Consider the following 21235-nt stretch of genomic DNA (forward strand, 5'->3'; position numbering starts at 1 on the left):
ATAGGCAATTGAAATCCCGTCCGAATTTAGTAGATACATTTCGCGATTCCATTATTTTCCGTTTAATTTGTTTTATTATTGTACTGACTGCTTTTTCCGGTTTTCTTATACATAGATTAGAACCTTTTCATTTCACTACATGGTTTGACGGAATTTGGTGGTCAATCGTTACCATTTTTACAGTTGGATATGGCGACTTTGCTCCCCATACGACGCTAGGAAAACTAATAGGTATAAGTATTATTTTATTAGGAACTGGCTTTTGTTCTTATTATATGGTGCTGTTTGCTACTGAAATGATTAATAAACAATATATGAAAATTAAAGGTGAAGAAGCCGCTACTTCTAACGGTCATATGATTATCGTTGGCTGGAATGAGCGCGCAAAACATGTTGTAAAGCAAATGCACGTATTACAACCAAACCTTGATATCGTTTTAATTGATGAAACACTTTCTTTACTCCCAAAACCATTTCATCATTTAGAATTTATAAAAGGTTGTCCGCATCACGATCAAACTTTATTAAAGGCTAATATTGCAACGGCACACACCATATTAATAACAGCTGATAAAGAAAAAAACGAAAGCTTAGCGGATACACAGTCCATTTTAAATATTTTAACTGCAAAAGGGCTCAACCCAAACATTCACTGCATCGCTGAACTTCTTACTTCTGAACAAATACAAAATGCAACGAGAGCTGGCGTGTCAGAAATTATAGAAGGAAATAAATTAACGAGCTATGTATTTACCGCTTCTCTTTTATTCCCTTCCATTTCAGGTGTACTATTTTCACTTTACGACGAAATCTCTGATAATAAATTACAACTGATGGAGCTTCCATCGTCCTGCACCGGACAAACTTTTGCCAATTGTAGCTATACTCTTTTAAAGCAAAACATTCTCTTACTAGGTATAAAGCGCGACGAACAATATATGATTAATCCAGTTCATTCCTTTGTTCTCATTGAAAGCGACATACTCATTGTTATTCACCATTAGTAAAATGACGCTCTAATTCTTGCATGAGCACTTTCCCAATATTGATATATTTTCTTTTCACATCTCCATCTGGATCTTTCGGCTCAGCAAATTGATCCATTCCACTTGTTCCAGCTGTTAAAGTATTCACATTATCATCTAGTTCGTCTTGATATACGTGCGAAAGAATATACGGCGTTCCAAGACGAACTATTACGCCTGGTACATCTAGTTCTCCATCAATGGCTGTAAATGGAACTCGTAAAAATTGATACCCATCTTCTTCATCGATTTTGTAATCAAAGCATCCTTTATCATAATCCCAATTACCACCAATGCTATATCCAAGTGGTTTCATAATCTCTTCTAACTTATATAACGCATATGTACGTCCTTCTAAATTTGATTGAATCGGAATCAAGCCCATCCCTCCTAGACTTTTCCTTTAGCATACCCACTTTAGTTTGAATATACTGATGGACTTTTCGATAAAATAATAAAAAGCGACCGGAATCCGGTCGCTTTTTATTATTTTAAACGCTCTTCTAATTCTGCTTTTAATTCTTCAAATCCTGGTTTACCAAGTAAAGCAAACATGTTTTTCTTATATGCTTCTACTCCAGGTTGGTCAAATGGATTCACGCCTAATAAGTAGCCGCTCATCGCACATGCTTTTTCGAAGAAGTATACAAGGTAACCGAATGTGTACTCATTTAATTGAGGAATATTGACGATTAAGTTTGGTACTCCCCCGTCGCTATGTGCAAGTAATGTACCTTCGTATGCTTTTGTGTTTACGAAGTCTACAGTTTCACCAGCAAGGTAGTTTAATCCGTCTAAATCGTTTTCTTCTGATTCGATTGTTAGTTCATGTGTAGATTTACCTACTTTAAGAACTGTTTCAAATAAGTCACGACGACCTTCTTGAACGTATTGACCTAATGAGTGTAAATCAGTTGAGAAGTTTGCTGAAGATGGGAAAATACCTTTTTGATCTTTCCCTTCACTTTCACCAAATAACTGTTTCCACCACTCAGCGAAGTATTGAAGTGCTGGTTCATAGTTAACAAGCATTTCAATTGTTTTTCCTTTATTGTATAAAGCGTTACGAACTACTGCATATTGGTAAGCTGGATTTTCTTCTAGTTCTGATGTTCCGAAGTCATCACGACCAGCAGCTGCACCTTTCATCATCTCTTCAATATTTAAGCCACTTACTGCGATTGGTAATAAACCAACTGGCGTTAATACAGAGAAACGACCTCCAACATCATCTGGAATAACAAATGTTTCGTAACCTTCGTTATCAGCTAATGTTTTTAATGCACCACGCGCTTTATCTGTAGTTGCATAAATACGTTTGCGAGCTTCTTCTTTTCCATACTTTTCTTCTAATAACTTACGGAAGATACGGAATGCTAGTGCTGGCTCTGTTGTTGTACCTGATTTGGAAATAACGTTAATAGAGAAGTCTTTACCTTCTAATACGTCCATTAAATCTTTCATGTAAGTGGAGCTAATGTTTTGTCCAACAAATAGCACTTGTGGAGTTTTACGTTGTTCTTTAGAAAGCGTGTTGTAGAAAGAATGGTTTAACATTTCGATTGCTGCACGTGCTCCTAAGTAAGAACCACCGATACCTACAACAAGTAAAATGTCAGAGTCATTTTTAATTTTTTCTGCGCATTTTTGAATGCGAGCAAATTCTTCTTTGTCATATTGAAGCGGAAGGTCTACCCACCCAAGGAAATCGTTCCCAGCTCCAGTTTTTTCGTGGATTGCGTGATGTGTTACTTTCACTGCATCACGTAAATAAGTGATTTCATGTTCACCGATGAAGGATAACGCTTTAGAATAGTCGAACGTTACATGTGTACTCATCTTTTTCCCTCCAATTATGGATATGTATTTCTGTATTCACTTTAGCGAAACTGAAGTTGTAAATCAAGCGATTCAAACATTGTAAACGTAACCAATATATATTTTTTAGAAAAAGTTCATTTTTTGCATAAAAATTCGCATTTTTCGGTATAGATGTATATACATCCTCTTTCAAACATTTTTTATGTATAAAAACAACATAACTACCCCATTCTATAAAAGAGTTAATTAACTCATCGCTTGCTCATGCTTCACAATTAAGGGGGGCTTTTTCATGAGTACTTTACAACGTATCGCATTAGTCTTTACTGTAATTGGCGCTGTAAACTGGGGACTAATCGGGTTTTTCCAGTTTGACTTAGTAGCAGCCATTTTCGGTGGACAAAATTCAGCTCTTGCACGTATTATTTACGGCATCGTTGGTATATCTGGGCTTATCAACCTTGGTTTACTGTTTAAACCATCTGAAAATCTTGGTACGCACCCAGAAACAAACGAAATTCGATAATCAGTATGTCCTTTCACCTCCGACATACGAATATGATTGCATGCAATCATATTTGCAAATATATATCATAAGATAAAGTAAAAGAGGAACGCTCATATGCGTTCCTCTTTTACTTTGTTAACTCGGACTCTTCAATCCATTCTGCCAACTTTTCTCGCAGCGTATTAAATCCGTTTTCAGATGGGTTCGGTATAAGAATCCTTCCTTGTTTTCTTTTCGCCGCTTTTAACGATAAACTCATTTTTCTGTGCTCTTCATCAATTGAAAGTACCTTTACTTCTACTGTATCGCCGACCTTTAAAAAGTCATGAATATCCTTTACATATCCATTTGTAATTTCAGATATATGCACAAGCCCTTGTGTTTCTGCATCTAACGCTACAAACGCACCGTAATCTTGAATTCCAGTCACTTTCCCTGTTACAACCACTCCTGTTGTATATTGTTCTGACATATGAAACACTCCCATACGTTTACCATTCTCTCTACAATTATAGAGAGCAAAGCAGATATATTTATTTTAAATATCCGATTGGTTAGTACGCATTCTAGATAACGTTATCTAGAATGCGTATACCTTATATTAGTAAATTATACCACTATGACAGAACTCATTCAAAATTCATGAAAAATTTCCCTTAAAGAAGTATAATTATCCAATATTGGGATAGACTACTAACACATGGCTTTCTAGTATTCCCCCCCTTTTATGGACAAAACGTATTACGTTTTGTCCTTTTTTTATTCTCTACAAACCGTTCCATTCTCTTCATTGCTTCCATAAGTTGTTCAAGCGACGTTGCATAAGAACAACGAATAAAACCTTCACCACTTTCGCCAAATACGCTACCAGGGACAACAGCCACTTTTTCTTCCAGCAATAACTGTTCTGCAAATTCCGCTGAAGATAATCCTGTTGAAGATATAGAAGGGAAAACATAAAATGCTCCGCCTGGCACATGACACGTTAAGCCCATTTCATTGAAAGATTTCGTCATGAAGTTACGACGCTTCTTATAACTATCTCTCATTCGAATCACTTCATCGTTCCCTGCCCGTAACGCCTCAAGTGCTGCAAACTGAGACATCGTCGGTGCACACATCATTGAATACTGATGGATTCTGAGCATTAATTCTGAAAATTGAACAGGAGCTGCAATCATACCGAGACGCCATCCTGTCATCGCAAACCCTTTTGAAAATCCCGAAATTAAAATCGTATGCTCACGCATATTTTTAATACTCGCGAAACTTGTATATACTTCGTCGTATACAAGCTCTGCATAAATTTCATCAGATAATACAATTAGATTGTACTTCTCAACAATCACTGCTATTTCTTCAAGCTCGGATTTATTTAGCATTGCACCTGTCGGGTTATTTGGTGAACAAAGCAAAATCGCCTTTGTTTTCGCTGTAATAGCTGCTTCAATTTGTTCTGGTAGTACTTTAAACTCATTTTCTAAAGTAGTCGCCACAGGAACCGGAACTCCTCCAGCTAATGTCACAAGTGGTGCATAAGAAACGAAGCTTGGTTCAATAATGAGCACTTCATCATCAGGATTTATAATGGCGCGCATCGCTACATCTAACGCCTGGCTCGCTCCAACTGTAACAATGATTTCATCACTTGGGTCATAAGATACTGCAAATTGTTTTTTTAGATACTTTGCTATTTCTTGACGGAGCTCCAATAATCCTGCATTTGCTGTATATGACGTATACCCTTGTTCCAAAGAACGAATACATGCTTGCCTTACATTCCAAGGGGTAACAAAATCTGGCTCTCCTACCCCGAGGGAAATAACACCTTTCATATTTGCTGCTAAATCAAAAAATTTTCGAATACCAGATGGTTTTAAAGATTCTGCTGATCTAGATAGTTCAAATTGCTTCATGGTGTCACCACAATTCGCTTATCATCATCGTCTTTTTCATAAATAACGCCCTCATGTTTATACTTCTTCAAAATGAAATGAGTAGTTGTAGAAACGACAGATTCAATTGTTGCTAATTTCTCAGAAACAAACATCGCTACTTCCCCCATCGTTTTCCCTTCTAATGTAATAGAAAGATCATATGTCCCTGACATTAAATAAACGGATTTCACTTCTGAATAACGATAAATTTGTTCAGCAACCGCATCAAACCCAACGCCGTGCTTTGGCGTAACTTTCACATCGATCATTGCCGTTAAACCTGTATGTTCTTTCACTTTCGTCCAATCGATATGTGTTACATAATCCACAATAATCTTTTCATTTTCTAATCTCGCAACCATCTTCTTTACTTCTTCTACTTCTATATTTAACAGCTTCGCTAATGTATCTACAGATAATCGACTACTCTTTTCAAGACAAGCTAATAATTCTAATTCTTTTTCTGTCACCATATAAATCATCCTTCCTTTTCGTTTGTGTCTAAATTATACAAATACCCTTTCCAGTTTGAAAAGAAGATTTTTCTATTGAATTATGTCAAAATAAAGTGAAACTTTAATCAGCGAAATGCTTTACCCCGCTGACTATTAGCCCGCACCAATCGGGCTTTTACGGACAGTTGCTCTCCCACCTAACCTCTTTACTTGAGCTGCTTTTTGAGGTGGGAGACTTACTGTCCGTTAATGTGGGGTAAAGTGAAACTTTAATCAGCGGAAAAATACGTGATAAAACGAAAGGGGATGGAACCGTGAAACCAAAAGTTTATATTGCTGAACCAGTTCCAACATTTGTAGAAAACTATTTATCAGAACACTGTGATTATGAAAAATGGGATCAAAATGAGAAAGTACCTCGTGATATTCTATTAAAGAAAATACAAGATAAAGATGGGTTATTAAATTTCGGATCTGCTATTAATGAAGAATTACTGACAGTAGCTCCTAACTTAAAAGTAGTGAGCAACATTTCTGTCGGTTACGATAATTTTGATTTACAAGCGATGAAAAACCGAAATGTTATCGGAACGAATACACCATACGTATTAGATGATACAGTAGCTGATCTCGTTTTCGCCCTTATGCTATCAGCTGGGCGCCGCGTTTGCGAACTCGATTCTTACGTGAAAAATGGTGAATGGAACGCTGAAATCGGAAAAGAACACTTCGGACTAGATGTACACCATAGCACAATTGGTATTATCGGTATGGGCCGAATTGGAGAAGCCGTTGCAAAACGAGCAAAATTCGGATTTGATATGAATGTTCTTTACTATAACCGCCGTCGTAAAGAAGAAGCTGAACAAAAATTCGATGCTACATATTGTGATTTACAGACGCTACTGAAGCAGTCTGACTTTATTGTTCTTCTTACTCCATTAACAGATGAAACATATCACCTTATCGGAGAAAAGGAATTTTCATTAATGAAAGACACAGCAATCTTCATTAATGCTTCTCGCGGCAAAACAGTAGATGAAAAAGCGTTAATCCATGCTTTAACAGAAAAGAAAATCTTTGCAGCAGGTATCGATACATTTACACAAGAGCCGATTCAAAAAGATAATCCACTCTTATCATTACAAAATGTTGTGACTTTACCACATATCGGATCTGCAACATTAAAAACTCGTCAGCAAATGGCCATGACCGCCGCTGAAAATTTAGTTGCAGGGTTACAAGGAAAAACACCGCCTAATATTGTTCGCGGGTAATACTGAATAAACGAAAGGCAAGATGACATCGTCATCTTGCCTTTTTTTGTTAACATATTTTCTTCTTCCTTGGAGATGATATGAACAAAAATCAATGGAGTGACAAAAAATGAATCATAAATATACTTGTCCTTATTTCACTTTTTCCACTCGCGGCACTACTGTTCATTACGAATTGTATGAACATGATAATAAAACAGAACGTCCTACTTTCATACTCGTTCACGGCTTTTTATCTTCCTCATTCAGCTACCGCCGTCTCATTCCTTTACTATCGAAGGAAGGAACAGTCATTGCTCTTGATTTGCCACCGTTCGGAAAAAGTGATAAATCTCATCTGTTTAAGTATTCTTATCACAATTTAGCAACGATTATTATTGATTTAATTGAACATTTATCTCTCTCAAACATTGTATTAGTTGGGCATTCTATGGGTGGGCAAATTTCTCTCTATGTAAACCGTATACGTCCTGAACTCATTTCAAAGACGATTTTACTATGTAGCTCGAGCTATTTAGCGCGCGCAACCTTACCTTTACTATACTCTTCTTATTTACCGTTCTTTCATTTATACGTAAAGAACTGGATTATAAGGCGCGGCATTGTTCATAACTTAATGAATGTCGTTCATGATCACTCATTAATTGACGATGAAATGAAAAAAGGTTACTCCGCTCCTTTTTATGACGACCGTATATTTCCCGCTTTAACTCGCATGATACGAGACCGTGAAGGTGACTTATCTTCAACTGAATTACAAAAAATCGAAACACCTATCCTACTCATTTGGGGTGAAAAAGACCGCGTCGTCCCTGTACATGTAGGTCATCGTCTACACAAAGATTTACCGAATTCAAAATTTATTTCTTACGAAAATACAGGACATTTACTACCTGAAGAAAAGCCTGAACATGTTTATGAAGAAATTATCGCTTTTTCCGCGCAATAAAATGAAACTTTAATCAGCCTCCACCTAACTTCTTTGCTTCCGCTAAATTTTGAGGTGAAGGTCTTACTACCCAGCAGATAGCGGGATAATATAAAAAAGGCTGTCGGAAATCCCGACAGCCTATAATGAACAGCTTCCGCCTTCTTTTATTACAAGTAATTCCACAGCTAATTTCTCACATTTTTCAAGCGCAGGTACTTCCTCAAAAGACATAAAGTATATATGTTGAATCTTCTTTGCGATATATTTTGGATCGTCAAACACACTTATGACGCTCACAACATCGCTCGCTTCTGTTTCATAAAACTCCGGTCCCATTTGAAACGGATCCCAATTCTTCACAACCTCTATCATCTTTTCATATGTACCCATTCGCTTCCCGCCTTTTCACTTTTTAATACTTTTCTTTATCCTATCACATCAGCTATTCTATAAGAAGAGAGAGAACTTTCATAACTTATTGGTTTTACAGAAGAAGGGAGCAAACTTATGCAACTATTTCATAAAGCAATCAATCGACGTGGAACGCATAGTATAAAATGGGATACATATAAAAACGAAGAACTTATCCATGCTTGGATTGCTGATATGGATTTTGAAGTACCAAAACCAATTCAAACTGCCTTAAAACAACGAATCGAACATCCGATTTTTGGCTATACACTTCCTCCCGAAAATATTGGAGATATTATTTGTAACTGGACAAAACAACAATACAACTGGGATATTCAAAAAGAATGGATTGTCTTTAGCGCCGGAATCGTTCCAGCTCTTAGTACGAGCATACAGGCTTTCACCAAAGAAAACGAATCTGTTCTCGTACAACCACCTATTTATCCTCCATTTTTCGAAATGGTCACAACAAACAACAGGCAGTTATGCGTGAGTCCATTACAGAAACAAAATGATACATATGTGATAGACTTCAAGCATTTAGAAAAGCACTTTCAGCAAGGCATCAAACTCATGCTTCTTTGTAGCCCTCATAACCCAATCGGACGCGTTTGGACGAAAGAGGAACTTGTGCAGCTCGGATCGTTATGTACTAAATATGACGTAATCGTTGTGGCGGATGAAATTCATTCCGATATCATTTATGCAGACCATACACATACACCGTTCGCTTCCTTATCTGAAGAATTAGCAGAGCGCACTATCACTTGCATGGCTCCAAGTAAAACATTTAATATCGCTGGATTACAAGCGTCGATCATTATCATTCCAAACGAAAAGCTCCGTCATGCCTTTACAGCTATCCAGTATAGACAAGGCTTCCACGGGTTAAATATCTTCGCTTATACAGCGATGCAAAGCGCCTATACAGAATGTAATGATTGGCTAAACGAAATTCGATTATATATAGAAGATAATGCTCAATTTGCTTGTGAATATATTAAAACTCACATACCTGCTCTTTCCGTAACGAAGCCAGAAGGTAGCTTTTTATTATGGATTGATTGTTCACGTCTAAAGCTTTCTCAAAACGAGCGTACCGCACTACTTGAGGAAAAAGGAAAAATCATCGTTGAACCTGGTGAGAAATACGGGTTAGGTGGCGAAGAACATATTCGAATTAACATCGGCTGTCCACGATCTGTTTTAGAAGAAATTTTAAACAGACTGCGTCATACGTTTTCATAATAAGAAAGGAGTCTGTCCCGAATCATTCTTGGGCAGACTCCTTTGTCATATTTTGTCGGTAAGTCGATATATTTCAATAATCGCTGATATATTTCAAGTTACGGTCGATATATTCCAATAATCGCCGATATAATTTGAGTTACAGTCGATATATTCCAATAATCGCTGATATATTTTCAATTACATTTCACAAATAAAGCTACCATTCACGGTAGCTTTTACTTTTTCTTCATATCCGATGCTTTTTTTACAATTACGCCACAAGCAATTCGATCCCCTGATTTACCTGTCGGTTGTGTCATACCATCATCAGGGTTTTCTGTAATAATAATAGACGCTCCATCTTTTCTATGAATCGTCGTTTTCCCTTCTTCAAGTGTAATGTGGGGTGCATCGATTTCCGCTTTAATCTTTCCAGAACCATCTGCAACTACGTTCGGTAAATCACCGTTTTCTGCGCCCTTCGGATTAAGAAGACCATGTTTTTTATCATCAGGATTAAAATGATTCCCAGATGATTCAAAACGAGGTGCCTTACACTCTCCGATTTCATGTACATGTAGTCCGTGTGGTCCTGGCGTGAAACCTTCCCCTTTAATCGTAATTTTCACCCCACTTGTTTGCTGAACTACTTTCGCAGTCCCTACTTCATCACCTGAAGCATTATGTAATTTCACGTCAATTTCTTTCGGCTTTCCTTGGTCACAACCTGCCATCAGAAATAATAAACAACAACTGAAAAAAAGCCGTTTCTTCATTCTATTCCCTCCAAAATATATTCTGCCCTTAGATTGTCCGAGCATAGAGGGAAACATACAAAAATGCGTTACTGTTTCTTTTCAGCTAATAGTTTTTCTTCAACTTTCTGTAATCGGTCTGCTTCTCTTTTTGATATACGAATAAACATGCGCCACGTAGCAATAGCACCGATAATAAATAGAACACAAACAATCCCTGGAATAATATATTCTGTTTTATCTTCCGGAAAATATAAAGGCATCATATAGAACACTCCTTATTATAGGATTTATAAAACATCAGAATTTTCTGTTATATAATTTTAAATTATAGTGCAACCTCCCCATATTCTCAAGGGGCGTTCTGAAAACGAAGGATTTCTTTGACTCCTTCCCTCACTTTCCTTACTATAAACTTGAGGTGAAAAATATGAGAGAAACATTTGAAATTGGTGAAATCGTTACTGGTATTTATAAAACAGGAAAATACATTGGCGAGGTTACAAATAGCCGCCCTGGCAGTTACGTCGTAAAAGTATTAGCTGTTTTAAAACATCCGGTGCAAGGTGACTTACATAACGTAAAACAAGCTGACGTACCATTTTTCCACGAAAGACGCGCTTTAGCTTTTCGTGAGCAAACGAACATTCCAGAACAAATGGTGAAGAAATATGAAGGAGAAATTCCGGATTATACAGATTCACTAAAATTAGCATTAGAAACTCAAATGAATTCATTTTCTGAAGATGATTCACCTTTTGCGGTTCGTAGTCTAGACACATTAGAGCAATTAAAGAAAGACTACAAACTCTAAAAAACAAAACGACCAAATTACATAATGTGCAATTTGGTCGTTACTGTGTGCTCACTTTCTTTAACACTTTTGAAAAATCAACAAGTTCTCCTAATGTTGGAGGTGCTGGTTTTACTAAATACTCTTTATCTTTTTCTACTAGTTTAAAAATGTTGTACGTCGTCATTGCATCATCAAGCGCACAATGATGCTTCCCTGTCCCTACTTTTCCATACGCCTCAATTGCTTTCCATAATCCTGTTTGATTTCTTTCTCCAAAAAACTTCTTATACTCAAGCGATAAATCACGACACTGTCCGAAGAATGGAAAAGCTATCCCTGCCATTTCACAATTATGCTTCAGCACTTTCATATCCATATTTCCCCACGTTACAATTGTCGGTTTACATTTCGTTTCGTATTCTGAAAGCTTCTTAACGAGTTCAGGAAATGAAATCCCTTTATCCACGACTTCTTGTTTTATTCCTAAAAACTTCTTACATCGATCCGTTAAAGAGGGAAATGTTTTCGGCCTGACATGTGATGAATACGTATCTTCTACCTTACAGCCAGCAACTGAAACGAGTCCTACCTCAATAATCTCTGGAAAAAATCCTTTCGGTTTCTTTCTATGCTGGGGCATCGTAAACTCAAAGTCTAAAAATAAAAATCGTTGTTCATCCATACGATCCCTTCCTTATCATTTTTGTCATTCCTTTCTATTTGACACTCCTACACGAACAAGCTCGAATGCTAATTCCATTTTAAATATTCAGATTGGATGTATCTTATATATATGTCAAATGCCCACAAATATTTTAAAAAATAAGAAAAAATGACCTATGCAGAAAATATGACAAAATCTCTCCTTTCATTTACATCCGCCATTTTCCTACTTTATAATGACGTTATGTGTGTTTCTTCTAGAGCATTTTTGACACACTAAGAAAAAGTGAATGAAAGGAGATGAGATTTTTGCACGAAACAACGCAAGAACTCGCTAACTGGCAGTATTATTTTGCTATCGCAGTCTTTTTAATTACATATGCCATTATTATTTCTGAAAAAATTAATCGCGCTGTCATCGCACTTCTTGGTGCAGCACTCATGGTAATTGTGGGGGTCGTCGATTTACATAACGCCTTTACGAAACATATTGAATGGGGAACGATTACGCTACTCATCGGTATGATGATTTTGGTGAACATTACGAGTAAATCAGGTGTCTTCCAATACGTTGCCATTAAAGCGGCAAAAGGAGCGCAAGGAAATCCAATTAAAATTTTAATTTCACTTTCCTTACTTACCGCGCTTGGCTCCGCATTTTTAGATAACGTTACAACTGTACTTCTTGTTGTTCCAGTTACTTTATCTATTACGCGCATACTGCAAGTAAATCCTGTTCCTTATTTACTTTCTGAAATTATTTTTTCAAACATTGGAGGAACAGCAACATTAATTGGTGATCCACCTAACATTATGATTGGTTCTGCAAATAAGCATTTAGACTTCAATGCTTTCCTATTGAATCTAGCACCAATTGTAATTATTATTATTGCAGTTACAGCGATAATACTTTACTTCATGTATCGCAAACAATTAATTGCCGATCCTGTACAAGTTAAAAAATTAATGAGCTTAGATGAAAAACAATACATTAAAGACCCAGTATTAATGAAAAAATCTTTAACGGTACTTGGACTTACGATTGTAGGTTTCATGACTCATTCTATTTTCCATATCGATGCCGCTATTATCGCCTTAACTGGTGCTACTGTACTTATGTTAATTGGTGTGAAAGAGCATGAAATTGAAGAAGTATTTGCAAGCGTAGAGTGGGTAACAATCTTCTTCTTCGCAGGGTTATTCGTACTTGTTGGAGGACTTATCGATATCGGTCTTATCAAAATGTTAGCTCAAAAAGTAATTGGTATAACAGGCGGAGATATTTCTTACGCATCCATCCTTATTTTATGGGTATCTGGTATCGCCTCTGCAACAATTGATAACATCCCATTCGTCGCAACAATGATTCCACTTATTAACGATATGGCAGTTGGGCTAGGCTTATCACCATCTGACGCACAAATCGATGTATTATGGTGGGCATTAGCACTAGGTGCTTGTCTGGGCGGAAACGGAACATTAATCGGAGCTTCTGCTAACGTAATCGTTGCAGGTATCGCGAGCCGCGAAGGACATAAATTTAGTTACATGGACTTCCTAAAAGTCGGTTTCCCAATTATGATCGTTTCATTAATCATTTCTCACATTTATATTTATTTACGCTACCTTATGTAGTAGAAAAAGCGCTCTGATAATCAGGGCGCTTTTTTACTTATAGCTACTTATCAACAAAAATGAAAAATCTACTCTTTATATCTCACCGGTTCATTTCGAATAATAAATAAGTGAATCGGTAAGAACACCGAAAATGTGATTACATGAATAATCGTAAATAATATAGAGTTCGTTCCGTATCTGTCTAAAATAGCGTAGATAAGATAAATGGACAATACAATCGATACAGCTGTTGCTAGTAAACTTATAATTGGTACGAAATTAAAAATGAAACATGCAACATATATGCCGAATACTTTCCACCCTGCTTCTTCTTTCAAAAAATCTGGTAATTTATCTTTCGCTAAGTCCCCCCACGTCTTACTATTCAAAAACGGAATAAACGCAAGCACCCCGTCCGTTGCACCATCATTTTTCGCCATCGAATAAAGTGCAAAAGCCGTTAACAAATATGAAATAATTGCCCAAATCAATATAACAAGAATAAACGCAAAACTAAGAGCAAAGAAACCTGCTAGTACGCCTTGATCCTCCATCTTATCCTCTCCTCTCTACTTTCAACATATTTCATTACATTGCAAGTTATGTTTTAAAATTTATCCAAACTCTTTGTATAATAAGAGAAGAAAGAGAATAAGAGAGGAGAAACACGTATGCATCCATTTGTAAAAGCATTACAAGAGCATTTTACAGCTCATCAAAATCTTGAAAAAGCAGAACCTATGGCTCGTTATATGAAAAATCACTTCCCATTTCTAGGTATTCAAACACCGGAAAGACGCCAATTATTAAAAGACATCATTCAAATACATACTCTCCCAGATAAAAGAGACTTCCAAATTATCGTACGTGAACTTTGGGACTTACCAGAACGTGAATTCCAAGCGGCTGCACTTGATATTATGCAAAAATATAAAAAGCATATAAACGAAACACATATCCCCTTCTTAGAAGAATTGATTGTAACAAAATCTTGGTGGGACACTGTCGATAGCATCGTACCTACATTTTTAGGTAATATCTTTTTACAACATCCAGAATTGATTTCTGCCTATATCCCAAAATGGATTGCATCAGATAACATTTGGTTACAACGTGCCACTATTTTATTCCAACTCAAATATAAACAAAAGATGGATGAAGAACTTCTTTTCTGGATTATTGGACAACTACATTCTTCAAAAGAATTTTTCATTCAAAAAGCAATTGGCTGGGTCCTTCGTGAATATGCAAAAACAAATCCGGATGTAGTTTGGGAATACGTGCAAAACAATGAGCTCGCTCCATTAAGTAAGCGCGAAGCAATTAAGCATATTAAACAAAATTACCGAATAAATAACGAAAAAATAGGCGAGACTCTATCATAGATAGACGCGTTCCTCTATTGAGATTTAAAAAAGAACGTGTTAGAATATGTTCATTATTATTAATATAAGTAGCGATGACGGACTTATAAGTACTTGCATAAAAAGCGATTCAGGGATAGTGAAAGCCTGAAGCCGCAAGGAAACGGCAGTCCTGAGCAATACATGATAAAGTGGATGCACCTTTTGTGTATCAACTAGGGTGGAACCGCGGGCAAACGCTCGTCCCTAGGCAAATAAGCCTTGGGATGAGCGTTTTTTTATGTTCTTTTTAGCATATACTGCTCGTTTCCAAAGTATCAGAGTATGTCATCGCCAATACGTTAACTTTCAAAAGGAGGATTTTCTTATGTATTCAATGGAACAAGTTGTAAACTTAGCGAAACATCGCGGTTTTGTTTTCCCTGGTTCTGAAATTTACGGTGGTCTTGCAAACACTTGGGATTACGGTCCACTTGGAATCGAATTAAAAAATAATGTTAAAAAAGCTTGGTGGAAAAAATTCATTCAAGAATCTCCACACAACGTTGGTTTAGACGCAGCTATTTTAATGAACCCTAAAACTTGGATCGCTTCTGGTCACGTTGGTAACTTCAACGATCCAATGATCGACTGTAAAAAATGTAAAGCTCGTCACCGTGCTGACAAATTAATTGAGGATGCTTTAGATGCAAAAGGCATCGAAATGGTTGTTGACGGTCTTACTTTCGACCAAATGGCTGACTTAATGAAAGAACATGAAGTAAAATGTCCTGATTGCGGTAGTGAAGAATTTACTGAAATCCGTCAGTTCAACTTAATGTTTAAAACATTCCAAGGTGTTACAGAGTCTAGCACAAACGAAATCTTCCTTCGTCCTGAAACAGCACAAGGTATTTTCGTAAACTTCAAAAACGTTCAACGCTCTATGCGTAAAAAGCTTCCATTTGGTATCGGCCAAATCGGTAAGAGTTTCCGTAACGAAATCACGCCTGGTAACTTCACATTCCGTACACGTGAATTCGAACAAATGGAACTTGAATTCTTCTGTAAGCCTGGTGAAGATTTAGAGTGGTTCGCATTCTGGCGTGAAACTTGTAAAAACTGGTTACTTTCACTTGGTATGTCTGAAGAGAGCATACGTCTTCGTGACCACGGTGAAGAAGAGTTATCTCACTACAGTAATGCAACAACTGACATTGAATTCAAATTCCCATTCGGTTGGGGCGAACTTTGGGGCGTTGCATCTCGTACAGACTTCGACTTAAAACGTCACATGGAACACTCAAACGAAGACTTTAACTATATCGATCCACAAACGAATGAGCGTTACGTACCATACTGCATCGAGCCATCTTTAGGCGCAGACCGCGTAACATTAGCATTCTTATGTGATGCATATGAAGAAGAGCAATTAGAAAACGATTCTCGTACAGTTCTTCGTTTCCACCCTGCTTTAGCACCATACAAAGCAGCTATCTTACCATTATCTAAAAAGCTATCTGAAGGTGCTACTGAAGTATTCGCAGAATTAGCTAAAGACTTCATGGTAGACTTTGATGAAACTGGTTCTATCGGTAAACGTTACCGTCGTCAAGACGAAATCGGTACACCATTCTGTATCACATACGACTTCGACTCAGTTGAAGACAAAGCTGTTACAGTACGTGACCGTGACACAATGGAACAAGTTCGTATGCCAATTAGCGAACTAAAAGGTTTCTTAGAGAAGAAAATTCAGTTCTAATTATAAGAAAAAGAGGCTGCTCATAAGAGCGCCTCTTTTTTATTTTTCACGTTTTTCTTTAATTGCTACTGTACATCTTGATATACATAGTAAATCATCATTTTCATCAATAATGCGAATATCCCAAACCATTGTCGATTGTCCTCTATGTATTGGTGTTCCAATCGCTGTTACAATTCCATCTTTCTTTGAGCGAATGTGGTTCGCATTAATTTCTAATCCGAAACAAATACATTTTTCTTGATCAATTAAATTATATGAACCAACACTTGCCACTGTTTCTGCTAATGCAACCGATGCACCACCATGTAAAAATCCAAATGGCTGATGCGTACGCTCATCAACGGGCATCGTAGCAACCACCTTGTCTTCTGTCATCTCTAACAACTCAATTCCAAGTGAATCCATTAAAGTTTTTGCCATATCGCTTCCCCCTTCTCTTACTTTAATTAAATGTATAATTTTACCTATTTATTTTCAAACTACTTATAACACATATATAAGGAGGCTTCACCTAAATGAAACAGAAACTTTGTATATTACTGCTTATGTTCTCCTTGCTGACTATTGTACCAAATTGTGCAATAACAGCCAAAGCATCTAACCTGACAATCGATGTTAAGACTGTAACACAAAAAGGTAAGAAACCTTATATAGAATATCAAATAAATAGGCCTTCTTTTCACAACTTTTCTGACTCTAAATTTCAAAATAAACTCAATTTATACTACAAAAAATCCACTGACAAATTTAAAAACAAATTAGAAAAAGAAGCAAAAAAATATTATAAAGAGACAGAAGGATCTAGTACACCATTTCATCCGTACGTAGCAAATGTTGATTATAAAGTCTCTTTAAACAAACCACCTTTTCTTAGCCTATATGTGAATTACTATCAATATACTGGCGGAGCACACGGTCTTTATACGTGGAAGGCAAATACATTCGATTTAAACGAAAAAAAGGTACTGCACTTAGACGATTTATTTCAACAAAAGGATAAATATAAAGATGTAATCCGTGCGGAGATTGTACGACAAATTAAACAAAATGAAAGCATTTATTTTCCTGATGCAACTGAAAAAGTAATGAGTATGAAAAAATTCCACTTCTTTTTAGAGCCAGACAATCTCGTCATTTATTTCCCTTTATATGAGATTGCTCCCTATTCAAGTGGAATTCCGCAATTTCGTATTCCATATACGTTGCTAAGAGACTATTTAAAGCCTTCTTATCAAAATATTTTGATTGACAACAAGTAAATATTTTCGCTACGATAATGTTAACCTAAAAACAACAGGAGGTTAACATTATGAGAAGATTTCATGTTTTAGATTTAGCATTAGCTGCCATGTTCGTTGCTCTTATGGCAATCGGTGCAAATATTGTATCTTGGGCACCATTCCTTCAAGTAGCAGGCATCCCATTATCTATGCAACCATTTTTCGCAATTTTAGCAGGTCTTCTTCTTGGAAGTAGACTTGGTGCCTTATCCATGACTGTATATATGCTCGTTGGCGTAGCCAGCGCACCAATCTTCGCTAACTTCAAAGCTGGATTTGGAGCACTTTTAGATCCTACTGGTGGTTTTATTATCGCATTTATTATCGTTGCTTACGTATCCGGAAAACTAGTAGAACAAAAAGAAAGACCAACATTCATTACATTTGCAGTTGCCTCTTTCACAGGAATTATTTTAACTTATATAATCGGTACTACTTACATGTACGGGGCAGTCAATCTCTTTATGGGCGGTAATATGAGCTATAAAGCTGCTTGGATGATTATGATGTGGTTCGCAGTAAAAGATATTGCATTTACAATTATCGGTGCTATTATCGCACCTCGCATATATTATGCTGTGCGTCGTTCTGCTTATCAGCATTCTCATTCGACGATTTCATAATAAAAAAATGAGTTATTTCAGTATACTGAAATAACTCATTTTTTATTATGACTCTTGATTCGCTTGTTCTTCTAAAATTTTCTTCATCATCGCAACCATGTCATCACGTAATTCTGGGTGTTGCAGAGCCATTTCGATTGTCGTTTGAACGAATCCTAGCTTTTCACCTACGTCGTAGCGCTTTCCTTCGAAATCGTAGGCAAATACACGTTGGATTTCATTTAAGCTTTGGATTGCATCTGTTAACTGAATTTCACCACCAGCACCGACATGTTGCTGTTCTAAGAACATAAAGATTTCAGGCGTTAAAATGTAGCGCCCCATAATTGCTAAGTTTGAAGGAGCTGTACCTTGTGCTGGTTTCTCAACGAAATTGCGAACTTGGTAACGACGACCTTCTTGTTCTAATGGATCGATAATTCCATAGCGATGTGTTTCCGACTCTGGAACAGTTTGTACACCAATAACAGAAGAAAGTGTTTTTTCATACTCATCCATTAATTGACGTAAACATGGTTTCTCAGCTTGGACAATATCATCACCTAGTAACACTGCAAATGGCTCATCACCAATGAATTTACGTGCACACCAAACAGCATGTCCTAGTCCCTTCGGCTCTTTTTGACGGATGTAATGAATATCTACCATTTTTGAAGAAGCTTGTACTTTTTCAAGCAACTCATATTTTTTCTTCTCTAATAAGTTTTGTTCTAGTTCAAATGCGTTATCAAAATGATCTTCGATAGAGCGCTTTGTTTTACCAGTAACAATAATAATATCTTCGATTCCCGATTTCACTGCTTCTTCTACAATGTATTGAATCGTTGGTTTATCTACTATCGGTAACATTTCTTTCGGCATTGCTTTCGTTGCTGGTAAAAAACGTGTTCCTAATCCAGCTGCTGGGATTATCGCTTTTCTTACTTTTTTCATCACAAAATACCCTCTCTCCTGTCGGAATCAATAGCAAGCATTTCCTACATAAAACAAAAGGGAGATTTCGCTCCCTTTTGTTCCTTACTACTTAAAATTACTTTGTATTATAAACGATTCATAATGTCTTCTTTAATAGTAAGTAACTTTTGTTCACTATTTTGTAAAGAACTATCTTTCACACCAAAGTAAAACTTAATCTTCGGCTCAGTTCCAGATGGACGTAGGCAGAACCATGAACCATCCTCTAATTGATATTTTAACACATTTGATTTCGGTAAGTGAATCTCTTCTTTATGTCCATCTTGTAAAGATGTAACAACGCTCGCTTTATAGTCTTCAACTGCTACGACTGTTAAGCCCGCCACTTCTTTCGGAGGATTCTCACGGAACTTTGCCATCATCTCTTGGATTTTTTCCGCTCCATCTTTTCCTTTTAACGTTAACGATACAAGGTCTTCACGGAAGAAGCCGTACTTCTCAAATACTTCTAATAGACCGTCATATAACGTTTTCCCTTGTGATTTGTAGTATGCAGCTACTTCACATGCAAATAGAACAGATTGTACTGCATCTTTATCACGGCAGAATGGGCGGATTAAATAACCATAGCTTTCCTCATAACCGAATTGGAATTCATATTGTCCACTTTCTTCATACTGTCTAATTTTCTCACCGATAAATTTAAATCCAGTTAGCGTATCAACTGTATCTAAACCGTATGCTTTTGCAATTGTACGACCAATTTCAGACGTTACGATTGTTTTTAATACGACACCGTTCTCTGGAAGCGTTCCGTTTTCTTTCTTTTGAGATAGTAAGTAATCAAGCATTAATGCACCTGTTTGGTTTCCTGTTAATACTTGGAACTCACCATTATGATTACGCACTGCTACACCAAGGCGGTCTGCGTCAGGATCAGTTGCGATTAATACATCTGCGCCTACCTTTTCACCGTCACGTATTGCATACTCAAACGCTGCGTGCTCTTCTGGGTTCGGTGATTTTACTGTAGAGAAGTTTGGATCTGGTAACTCTTGTTCTTTTACAACTGTTACATCTGTAAATCCAACTTCTTTTAAACCACGGCGTACAGAAATATTTGATGTTCCGTGTAATGGTGTAAAGACGATTTTTAAGTCTTTGCCGACCTTTTCCACCATTTCTTTATTAATGATGACATTGTTCAATTCTGCAGCATATGCATCATCTACTTCTTGTCCAATAATATGTAATAAACCGTCAGTTTTTAATTGCTCTACATCAGCGACTTCAACTGTTAATTCATCTTCTACTGCATTTACGTAGCTAATTAACTCATCTGCCTCTTTTGGAGGTAACTGTCCACCATCTTCACCGTATACTTTGTATCCGTTATATTCAGGCGGATTATGGCTTGCCGTAAGAACGATTCCACTTACTGTATGTAAATGACGAACTGCGAAAGAAAGTACTGGCGTTGGACGTAAGCTTTCAAACACATATGTTGTGATACCACGTGCACCAAGTGTAGCAGCAACTTCCATTGCAAACTCAGGTGATTTATGACGAGAATCATAGGCTACAACAACACCGCGTTTTTTCGCTTCCTCACCTAACTTTTCGATAAAGCTTGCTAATCCTTTTGTTGCTTTACGAACTGTATATACATTTAAACGGTTCGTACCAGCACCAAGTTCACCACGCATACCACCTGTGCCAAACTCTAGATTTTTATAAAAGCTATCCTCGATTTTCTTCTCATCTTGCTTCATATTTTCTAGCTGTTCTTTTAATTCTGCATCTAATTGTGCGTAAGAAAGCCAGCGACTAAATTCTTGTTTCCAATTCATTCTTCTCTCTCCTCTCGCTCGTCATACCTT

24 protein-coding genes are annotated in these 21235 nt (G+C 36.9%); 11 read left to right on the forward strand and 13 right to left on the reverse strand.

What is annotated here, in order from left to right:
- Positions 1-8 precede the first annotated feature (8 nt).
- Complete coding sequence (locus MHB52_RS25310; RefSeq protein WP_016118802.1) at positions 9-1004, forward strand: potassium channel family protein; 996 nt, start codon at positions 9-11, stop codon at positions 1002-1004.
- On the opposite strand, the gene MHB52_RS25315 is transcribed toward MHB52_RS25310, so the two are convergent.
- Both MHB52_RS25315 and MHB52_RS25320 read right to left on the reverse strand, forming a co-directional pair.
- The gene (locus MHB52_RS25315) at positions 991-1404 is read right to left on the reverse strand and encodes a YugN-like family protein (protein WP_000612334.1); all 414 of its coding nucleotides are present in this window, start codon (positions 1402-1404) and stop codon (positions 991-993) included. The genes MHB52_RS25310 and MHB52_RS25315 overlap by 14 nt on opposite strands.
- A 107-nt stretch (positions 1405-1511) precedes the next feature.
- Positions 1512-2864, reverse strand: a complete 1353-nt coding sequence (locus tag MHB52_RS25320) for a glucose-6-phosphate isomerase (RefSeq protein WP_061664377.1) — start codon at positions 2862-2864, stop codon at positions 1512-1514.
- Between the two features lie 274 nt (positions 2865-3138).
- On the opposite strand from MHB52_RS25320, the gene MHB52_RS25325 reads away from it, so the two are divergent.
- Positions 3139-3372, forward strand: a complete 234-nt coding sequence (locus MHB52_RS25325; RefSeq protein WP_000105788.1) for a DUF378 domain-containing protein — start codon at positions 3139-3141, stop codon at positions 3370-3372.
- A gap of 109 nt (positions 3373-3481) precedes the next feature.
- On the opposite strand, the gene yugI is transcribed toward MHB52_RS25325, so the two are convergent.
- The 3 genes from yugI to MHB52_RS25340 form a co-directional block, all read right to left on the reverse strand.
- Entirely contained in the window at positions 3482-3826 is a 345-nt protein-coding gene (gene yugI, locus MHB52_RS25330; RefSeq protein WP_000003764.1) for a S1 domain-containing post-transcriptional regulator GSP13, read from the reverse strand.
- Between the two features lie 253 nt (positions 3827-4079).
- Positions 4080-5270 carry an aminotransferase gene (locus MHB52_RS25335; RefSeq protein WP_000808525.1) on the reverse strand — a complete coding sequence of 397 codons (1191 nt, stop codon included), beginning with the start codon at positions 5268-5270 and terminating at the stop codon, positions 4080-4082.
- Positions 5267-5764: an Lrp/AsnC family transcriptional regulator gene (locus MHB52_RS25340; RefSeq protein WP_000255696.1), complete on the reverse strand. Its 498-nt coding sequence runs from the start codon at positions 5762-5764 to the stop codon at positions 5267-5269. Before MHB52_RS25340 ends, MHB52_RS25335 begins: the two co-directional genes overlap by 4 nt.
- Positions 5765-6030: 266 nt before the next feature.
- Between MHB52_RS25340 and MHB52_RS25345 the strand changes: the two genes are divergently transcribed.
- Positions 6031-7023 carry a 2-hydroxyacid dehydrogenase gene (locus MHB52_RS25345; RefSeq protein WP_061664376.1) on the forward strand — a complete coding sequence of 331 codons (993 nt, stop codon included), beginning with the start codon at positions 6031-6033 and terminating at the stop codon, positions 7021-7023.
- A gap of 109 nt (positions 7024-7132) precedes the next feature.
- Positions 7133-7972, forward strand: coding sequence for an alpha/beta fold hydrolase (locus MHB52_RS25350; RefSeq protein WP_001015858.1), 840 nt, complete (start codon positions 7133-7135; stop codon positions 7970-7972).
- A gap of 120 nt (positions 7973-8092) precedes the next feature.
- Here MHB52_RS25350 and MHB52_RS25355 read toward each other — a convergent pair whose 3' ends face one another.
- Positions 8093-8344: a YugE family protein gene (locus tag MHB52_RS25355; protein WP_000537645.1), complete on the reverse strand. Its 252-nt coding sequence runs from the start codon at positions 8342-8344 to the stop codon at positions 8093-8095.
- A gap of 117 nt (positions 8345-8461) precedes the next feature.
- Here MHB52_RS25355 and MHB52_RS25360 point away from each other — a divergent pair, with 117 nt between their 5' ends.
- The gene (locus MHB52_RS25360; RefSeq protein WP_061664375.1) at positions 8462-9613 is read left to right on the forward strand and encodes a MalY/PatB family protein; all 1152 of its coding nucleotides are present in this window, start codon (positions 8462-8464) and stop codon (positions 9611-9613) included.
- Positions 9614-9831: 218 nt separating this feature from the next.
- Here the strand turns inward: MHB52_RS25360 and sodC are convergent, their stop codons facing one another.
- A complete protein-coding gene (gene sodC / locus MHB52_RS25365; RefSeq protein WP_061664374.1) occupies positions 9832-10371 on the reverse strand; it encodes a superoxide dismutase [Cu-Zn] in 540 nt (179 codons plus the stop codon).
- A 68-nt stretch (positions 10372-10439) separates the two neighbouring features.
- Complete coding sequence (locus tag MHB52_RS25370) at positions 10440-10616, reverse strand: hypothetical protein (protein WP_000982755.1); 177 nt, start codon at positions 10614-10616, stop codon at positions 10440-10442.
- A gap of 164 nt (positions 10617-10780) precedes the next feature.
- Between MHB52_RS25370 and MHB52_RS25375 the strand changes: the two genes are divergently transcribed.
- Entirely contained in the window at positions 10781-11164 is a 384-nt protein-coding gene (locus tag MHB52_RS25375; protein ID WP_016118805.1) for a kinase-associated lipoprotein B, read from the forward strand.
- Positions 11165-11204: 40 nt separating this feature from the next.
- Here MHB52_RS25375 and kapD read toward each other — a convergent pair whose 3' ends face one another.
- The gene (gene kapD / locus MHB52_RS25380) at positions 11205-11828 is read right to left on the reverse strand and encodes a 3'-5' exonuclease KapD (protein WP_000344358.1); all 624 of its coding nucleotides are present in this window, start codon (positions 11826-11828) and stop codon (positions 11205-11207) included.
- Between the two features lie 290 nt (positions 11829-12118).
- Between kapD and MHB52_RS25385 the strand changes: the two genes are divergently transcribed.
- Positions 12119-13444, forward strand: a complete 1326-nt coding sequence (locus MHB52_RS25385) for an ArsB/NhaD family transporter (protein ID WP_000545231.1) — start codon at positions 12119-12121, stop codon at positions 13442-13444.
- A gap of 68 nt (positions 13445-13512) precedes the next feature.
- Here MHB52_RS25385 and MHB52_RS25390 read toward each other — a convergent pair whose 3' ends face one another.
- Positions 13513-13980 (reverse strand): hypothetical protein, encoded by a 468-nt coding sequence (locus tag MHB52_RS25390; RefSeq protein ID WP_000390061.1) that lies wholly within the window; start codon positions 13978-13980, stop codon positions 13513-13515.
- 117 nt (positions 13981-14097) lie between these two features.
- On the opposite strand from MHB52_RS25390, the gene MHB52_RS25395 reads away from it, so the two are divergent.
- The gene (locus MHB52_RS25395; protein ID WP_016110874.1) at positions 14098-14811 is read left to right on the forward strand and encodes a DNA alkylation repair protein; all 714 of its coding nucleotides are present in this window, start codon (positions 14098-14100) and stop codon (positions 14809-14811) included.
- Positions 14812-15157: 346 nt separating this feature from the next.
- Positions 15158-16534, forward strand: a complete 1377-nt coding sequence (locus MHB52_RS25400; protein ID WP_061664373.1) for a glycine--tRNA ligase — start codon at positions 15158-15160, stop codon at positions 16532-16534.
- 39 nt (positions 16535-16573) lie between these two features.
- Here MHB52_RS25400 and MHB52_RS25405 read toward each other — a convergent pair whose 3' ends face one another.
- Positions 16574-16957, reverse strand: a complete 384-nt coding sequence (locus tag MHB52_RS25405) for a hotdog fold thioesterase (protein ID WP_016079885.1) — start codon at positions 16955-16957, stop codon at positions 16574-16576.
- Positions 16958-17052: 95 nt separating this feature from the next.
- Between MHB52_RS25405 and MHB52_RS25410 the strand changes: the two genes are divergently transcribed.
- Complete coding sequence (locus tag MHB52_RS25410) at positions 17053-17796, forward strand: DUF3298 and DUF4163 domain-containing protein (protein WP_061664372.1); 744 nt, start codon at positions 17053-17055, stop codon at positions 17794-17796.
- A 50-nt stretch (positions 17797-17846) separates the two neighbouring features.
- Entirely contained in the window at positions 17847-18440 is a 594-nt protein-coding gene (locus tag MHB52_RS25415) for a biotin transporter BioY (RefSeq protein ID WP_061664371.1), read from the forward strand.
- A gap of 45 nt (positions 18441-18485) precedes the next feature.
- Here MHB52_RS25415 and galU read toward each other — a convergent pair whose 3' ends face one another.
- Together galU and MHB52_RS25425 are read right to left on the reverse strand one after the other, a co-directional pair.
- Positions 18486-19373: a UTP--glucose-1-phosphate uridylyltransferase GalU gene (gene galU, locus MHB52_RS25420; RefSeq protein WP_002097988.1), complete on the reverse strand. Its 888-nt coding sequence runs from the start codon at positions 19371-19373 to the stop codon at positions 18486-18488.
- A 107-nt stretch (positions 19374-19480) separates the two neighbouring features.
- Positions 19481-21205: a phospho-sugar mutase gene (locus MHB52_RS25425; RefSeq protein WP_016118808.1), complete on the reverse strand. Its 1725-nt coding sequence runs from the start codon at positions 21203-21205 to the stop codon at positions 19481-19483.
- Between the last annotated feature and the right edge of the window lie 30 nt (positions 21206-21235).

Origin of the sequence: Bacillus sp. FSL K6-0073, from assembly GCF_038006085.1 — a bacterium.
Lineage (GTDB): Bacteria > Bacillota > Bacilli > Bacillales > Bacillaceae_G > Bacillus_A > Bacillus_A cereus.